This is a genomic window from Vibrio sp. A8-1, from assembly GCF_013048685.1.
Classification (GTDB): Bacteria; Pseudomonadota; Gammaproteobacteria; order Enterobacterales; family Vibrionaceae; genus Vibrio; species Vibrio metschnikovii.
On record NZ_VHTC01000058.1, the window covers coordinates 1 to 6,389 of the forward strand.

General features: G+C 43.1%; 6 protein-coding genes and 2 pseudogenes. 4 read left to right on the top strand and 4 right to left on the bottom strand.

Going from position 1 to position 6,389, the window contains the following annotated elements; all coding sequences use genetic code 11:
- The 4 genes and pseudogenes from FKN93_RS16660 to FKN93_RS17840 all read right to left on the bottom strand — a co-directional run.
- Positions 1–250, bottom strand: a 250-nt coding sequence (locus FKN93_RS16660) for a DUF6444 domain-containing protein (RefSeq protein WP_249374206.1), incomplete at its 3' end; no start/stop codon positions are given.
- Positions 251–400: 150 nt separating this feature from the next.
- Positions 401–1,012, bottom strand: a complete 612-nt coding sequence (locus FKN93_RS16665) for a mobile mystery protein B (protein WP_014610887.1) — start codon at positions 1,010–1,012, stop codon at positions 401–403.
- Positions 1,009–1,497 carry a mobile mystery protein A gene (locus FKN93_RS16670; protein WP_170905695.1) on the bottom strand — a complete coding sequence of 163 codons (489 nt, stop codon included), beginning with the start codon at positions 1,495–1,497 and terminating at the stop codon, positions 1,009–1,011. Before FKN93_RS16670 ends, FKN93_RS16665 begins: the two co-directional genes overlap by 4 nt.
- Before the next feature lie 340 nt (positions 1,498–1,837).
- Positions 1,838–2,023, bottom strand: a pseudogene (locus FKN93_RS17840) (DUF6444 domain-containing protein); the annotation flags it as partial.
- Positions 2,024–2,430: 407 nt separating this feature from the next.
- Here FKN93_RS17840 and FKN93_RS16675 point away from each other — a divergent pair.
- The 4 genes and pseudogenes from FKN93_RS16675 to FKN93_RS17845 form a co-directional block, all read left to right on the top strand.
- On the top strand, positions 2,431–2,955 hold the full coding sequence (locus tag FKN93_RS16675; protein WP_135455637.1) for a hypothetical protein: 525 nt from the start codon (positions 2,431–2,433) through the stop codon (positions 2,953–2,955).
- Between the two features lie 14 nt (positions 2,956–2,969).
- A complete protein-coding gene (locus tag FKN93_RS16680; RefSeq protein WP_170905696.1) occupies positions 2,970–3,860 on the top strand; it encodes a nucleotidyl transferase AbiEii/AbiGii toxin family protein in 891 nt (296 codons plus the stop codon).
- Positions 3,861–4,365: 505 nt separating this feature from the next.
- Entirely contained in the window at positions 4,366–5,565 is a 1,200-nt protein-coding gene (locus FKN93_RS16685) for a J domain-containing protein (RefSeq protein ID WP_170905697.1), read from the top strand.
- A 554-nt stretch (positions 5,566–6,119) separates the two neighbouring features.
- Positions 6,120–6,269: pseudogene (locus tag FKN93_RS17845) on the top strand (DUF6444 domain-containing protein); the annotation flags it as partial.
- Positions 6,270–6,389: the final 120 nt, after the last annotated feature.

Consider the following 6,389-nt stretch of genomic DNA (forward strand, 5'->3'; position numbering starts at 1 on the left):
GAAGCAGTCGGCGATGGCCTTTATGACCTGGTTGAGCTCCTTGCTTTTTTCCAGATTTCTTCCGATTTGGCGAAGTATTCTTAGCTTTATTATGCAGGGGTTGTTGAGATGATGGCACAGAAGAGTTGCGACTATTTTGGTTTAGCCTATCTTCAAGCTCAGCCAACTTATTCCATAAAAAGTGGATGATATCTTTCGCCTCTTCAGGCGAATCGAAATCTGGCGGTGGAGGTAATGTTTTCTTATTCATACCTCCAGATTGCCACCACAAAAAGATCACTCAAGTTGAATGTGGGATCAAGTGAACTAAGTCACATAAATTTGCTGTCAATAGCTCCTGGGTGAATAGTTACCTTTGGACTGCCATGTCTTACAACCGAATTAAGCAACAAAGCCTGGTTTAAGTCACATTCCCTTTCGCCTGAAGATATTGAATTAAAGGCGCATAATCGCCGGCATCAGCTTGGCGTAAGCTCGCAATGTACTCACCCCGCTCTTGGCTTTGTTTATCCAAATCTGTATTGGACCAAACTAAAGGCTTTTGTTTGAGTAGTACCATTCGTATGTAGTCCGTCATCACGCGCGAGTGACGTCCGTTGCCGTTAGGAAAAGGGTGAATTTTAACTAACCTGTGCTGTATCCGAGCCGAGAGTTCTAGGCTGTCATAGTGTTCAAACTCAATCCAGCATTTGATGTCTTCCAGTAAGTTGTGTAAATCTGGCCGGATATTCAGCGGATCGACACCAATGTTCAACTCTCGGTGACGGTAGCTGCCGGCCCATTCCCACACATCACCAAGCAAACGTTGATGCAACTCTTCCACAAACGCCATAGAAAGAATGTCATCCATGCTGGTTTTAGGCGTCGTGGCTAACCAACTCAACCCTTGTAGTATGTTGGCATTTTCAAGCTCATTAAGCTCTTCGCGAGTCGTGATGTGATCAAATTTCAGCCCGGCAACATCATCGGCATTTAGTTGGGTTGCGCCCTCTGGTTCAACAAACAGACTCATTGGTATTTCTCCTGCAAACTGACTTTCCACAAATCTCGGGTGCTGCCCGTTTTAATCTCATTGGCTAATTGAACCAGCGCTTGCTGTTGTTGCTCTGAGGTTAACTGCTGTGCTTCTAAAAACATCGATTGGTGGCTCATGGCCAAACGCTGCTTGGCCAACTCCATAGCGCGCGCTTCTATCATGTCATCAATCGACTGACGCGGAATAATCGCATAAACCAGTTCGGCATCGAGCCCGCTCGCCAGTTGTTTAAGTTGTTTGAGTGTGATGGTTTCATCGGTTTCTTTACGCTCCAATATAGAGACTTGATTACGAGAGAGATTAAGACGTTCACCTAATTGCGCGCCCGACATCCCCAAGGCCTCACGGATAGTGCGCACCCAACCATTTTTCGGCGGTTTAGGCACAGATAAACCGAGTAAAGCGCTGATTTTTGCTTTGACTTGCTTGAGTGCAACGGCATAGACACCGGATTTTTTCATAATTTTGTATCTCTAATTAAATACATTGCGATGACAATAGTATCTGATTTTACATACATTATAAAGATTCTTGTATCTAATTTTTAATACACAACAAAGGAAAATGTATCGATTATAAAATACGCTACTTATTTGGCTATCAGTTTACTGGGCAATGGTCGTGACAAATTCATCTTGGAAGAGCAAACGTCTTCGGCAGCGCTAGAATGGGAAGTGAACGGTTTAGGTTGATTTAGAATGGGGGTTGTTTTGGGAAGTACACAATCCAGACTTCTGCTCTGAATGATTTCTGTCCAGAAGTGTGCTGAGGGGCATGAAACACGAAAATGCCCATTCGACGTTACAGACCTGGTTGAGCTCCTTGCTTTTTTCCTGATTTCTTCCGATTAGGTGAAGTATTCTTAGCTTTATTATGCAAAGGCTGCTGTGATGGTGGCACAGAAGAGTTTCGACTATTTTGATTTAGTCGGTCTTCAAGTTCAGCCAACTTATTCCATAAAAAATGGATGATATCTTTCGCTTCTTCAGGCTAATCGAAATCTGGCGGAGGTGGTAATGTTTTCTTATTCATACCTCCAGATTGCCACCGAAAAAAGATCACTCAAGTTGAATGTGGGATCAAGTTAACCCGGTCACATAACTTTAGTGTCAAGGCCTCGCGGGTGAATAGTTACCAGTCCCCTGGGCTGACTTTAGCGAAGTACTATTACGCACTTAAACAAACAGGTGGGCATTTGGATAGGTCAATAGTGTGGGAAAAACACCTTCAATGGTGCCAAGCGTTATCTTTTGCTTTATTATCTTAACACTGAATGAATGTTAAACCGTATCGCCAAATACATGTCCTGTCTTTTTTCTGATGGATGCCACCGTTTCTTTTACTCACAAAATGGTCTACACTAAATTACTTATTAAGTAACTTAGTGTAGACCAGTGACTAAGGTAGAAAAACTAATTTCAGCTATGGCTGAATCAAGTAAATTTGGCAAAGGCGTATTCAGTAAGGCTGAACTTGCCTACCTTCTCAATGTCGAACAAACACCCCGTTTTAACAAATTTCTTTACGACTGTGTTAAAAAAGGCACCATTAATCGAATCGCTAATGGTCTTTTTGAAAGCACAATCACCCCTCCAAATCCCCGAACTGCAATATATGAAGTCGCCCGTAAATTAAGGCCTGGCTACCTAAATTATATAAGTTTAGAGAGTGAATTATCACGTACTGGAGAGATATCTCAAATCATTATGGATCGCCTGACTCTAATGACTCGGGGACGAAGTGGGACATTTAAAACTCGCTACGGAGTGGTTGAGTTTACACATACTAAGCACAAAGTATCACAGCTTGAAAATGACCTATTCTTCGACGAAGAGGTGAAAATGTATCGAGCTATGCCTCATCGAGCATTAGCCGATTTAAAAAGCTGTAAACGAAACCTACAAATGATAAATCACTAACTGGGCTCTCTACTATGCTAAAACAAAAAATAGACGAAATTCTAAAACGTAACCCAGAGTTAGCACCCGTTGTTGAAGTGATCGAAAAAGAGATACTTCATCATGATATTTTGCATGTCATGACAGAGCACGGGGCACTACAAAGACTCACCTTCATTGGCGGTACCTTACTACGCCTTTGCTACAACAGTTCTCGGTTATCTGAAGACTTAGACTTTAATGGTGGTCATGATTTTAAGCCATCGATGTTTGATGGGCTTGAGGATGAAATACAGAGCTTTTTGCAAAAGAAATATGAAATACCTGTATACGTCAATAAACCTAGCCCAGACAAGCAAGGGAATACATCATCGTGGAAAATCAGCATCGAGAAAGAACCAAACCGTGCAGATCTGCCCAGACAGAAAATGCACATTGATGTTTGTGCTTTACCCTCTTTCGATTTGACAAATCGAGTGCCTATAAATCACTATGGAATCGACACACCAACAGAAGGTATGCTGATCCGTTGCCAAACAATGGACGAGATTTTAGCTGATAAATTCATTGCTTTAGCATACAGGGCAAGGCGAATTAAGCCCCGTGATGTGTGGGATATTGTGTGGCTAAATCAAAGAGGCATTGAGGTCAATAACCAGTTAATCAACAACAAACTAGAGGCCCGCGACAAAGAGCGTGATGACTTTTTGATTGCGCTGGGCTGGCAAATGAAAAACCTAACTGAAAATGATGCAGTTAAGGCAGACTTCAACAGCGAGATGAGTCGATTTGTACCTAAAACATTGCAAGCAAAAACGCTTGATGTACCTGAGTATTGGGACTATGTGAGAGAAACAATTAGTAGCATGGGTAAGAGAGTTTCACAACCAAGCTCACCAACAAATAAATTTGATATGAGCCTTTAGCTTTATCTTTATCTTTATCTTAGGTTGCTGTCTCATTTAGCAATGAGCATACCCCGTAAAATCTTCCCCCAATCGTTCCTGGTTTTCAACCTATTGGGCTCGTTAACAAGGATGAAAACTGTCTCAAATACGTCTCCATCCTGAGACAGTTTGTTTGTAGGTTACTGTATTAAAATGAACAACTCCTTCAAAACGCGCAGCGTTTAGTGGGAGTTGTTCATTGAATGTTATTGGAATGTAATCAACGAGCAAGATAAAGCCAATATCTCAATGCTTGTACTAGAAGAGCTTCGAAGAATACATGAGGCTGTTCTCGCGAGATATGGTCCTCGATCTCCATTATTGAAGGATTGAAAAACTTGCAAGGCTGGGAGGAACAGCCAAAGCTTTGTGTCTCCGGGTAATCGTTGAAATTGGGGAACGGGGAGATTGAGTTAAAGCAACAAATGACACATTAGACCAAAAGTGATAAATTGTGCCATCACATTTTTAGGACTTTGTAGGCATGCCAACAATCACTCTCACCGCCTTGACAGCGACGCAGTCGCCTATCGCAAAGAAGAGCAAGCTCAATCAACTTTGGAGCGATATTGAAAAGAAGCGTCAGCGCAATCAGAGGTATCAAGTTAAACTCGATAAATTCTATCAAGAGTTTAAAACATCGACAGAAGCGACCGAGCAAGCCGTCTGTTTAGCGACAGAGGCCTGGATTCAACACTTAATTTCCTTCATACCGCGTAAAACTATCAAAAGTGCCCAGCGTGAGGCTTTGTATGATTGGCTGCAAGAAGAGCTTTCGGTTTTAGAGGCCAACCCGTTCAACCCTGTTAACACCAAAGATTTGCGCGAGGCGTTCAATCAGGCGCTGCTCGCGGATGCCTCACATCAACCAGTGCCAGATGAGATTCCTACCGAGGTGCTTGAGGCGTTTCGTAACGAGCTTGAGATGATGATTGGTGATGAAGTCGAATTGTCTCACGAAGAGCTGATTGAGATGGTGAGAGAGCCGCACAAGTTCCAGGCTTACCTGCAAGAACTTTTAGCGGAAAAAATTGACGCTGACAGTAATGAAAAGGAAGACGCATTTGATTGGGGCGCAGAGGACTTTTTCTCGGGTGATGATTTAAATCATGAATTGAACGCGCCTTTCTCACCGATGAGTCAAGCACTGTATAGCGATAAACAGATGACGAAGCTGTATCGGCAATTAGCTAAGCAGCTACACCCTGATAGAGAAACAGATGTCACCAAAAAAGATGAAAAAAGTGCGTTAATGCAGCAGCTATCACAAGCGAAGAAAGAAAAAGATGTGGTTGCACTGCTTTTGATGGCTCAGCAGTACCTGCCTGATCATGAAATGGTAATGGACGACAAATTGCTCGCGCGTTTAGAGGCAACGCTCAAAGAGAAAGTAGCTCTGTTAAATAGAGAATACCAAGAGCTGAGGAGCGGTGATGATATAAAGAGTTTTATTTGGCAGAAGTTTGGTGGAGGAAACAAAGTTTCCCGAGAAAGAGAACTCAGCCAATACCGTCATTCTCTACAACAAGAGGCGCAAGAGCTGCATCAGCGATGCCAAGAGGTGAGAACGGTCAAACACCTTCAGCAGCTCTTGAAAGAGCGAGTTGATGCGGCGCGTTTGCATCAACAGTTGATGAGTATTGATCCCTTAGATTTTTTTGCTGCTGAAGACGATTGGTTTTAGCCCAACAGAGCCCGTTGGGTCAATCTTGCCTGAACTCTGGATATGCGCCAGATACTCAGCAAAATAAAGGGATAGAACAATGTGGGTCTTTTCCATAGAGCCAGAGCCTTTATTGTTTGGTTACCTCAATGTGGTGAGGGATAGTAACAATGCCAAAATTGAAACCCCAACGCCTTGAAGGGCAAGAACGGTTTCTCACTGCAAAACACCACCCACCGAGTTTCAACATCCACGACGATGACCATTCGTTCGCTGTATCCGACGAGATTATCAGGACTATAAGACTGCTGCTCCATCGCGAGGCACATGGCTTGAGTCAAGCGAAGGTGTTGTAGCCACAACTCGCCCTGATTGACGGTATATGCTCGGCAGCAACATGACGCCGACGCGAGCCAAAATTTAATTAACGGCAAATCGGGATAGTGGTGGTGTAACTCAAGGTCAAAATAACGTAACTATTCACCCAGGAGCTATTGACAGCAAATTTATGTGACTGAGTTAACTTGATCCCACATTCAACTTGAGTGATCTTTTTGTGGTGGCAATCTGGAGGTATGAATAAGAAAACATTACCTCCACCGCCAGATTTCGATTCGCCTGAAGAGGCAAAAGATATCATCCACTTTTTATGGAATAAGTTGGCTGAGCTTGAAGATAGGCTAAACCAAAATAGTCGCAACTCTTCTGTACCATCATCTGTGAGCTTACGGCAGCATGGCGTGACATAGGTAATAAAGCGAAAAATCTGGTTTCTTAAATTTCAGGCACGGCAATACTTAGGCCACGGGCCCAAGCATTGCTTGATAATGAGCGGTTTATTATTG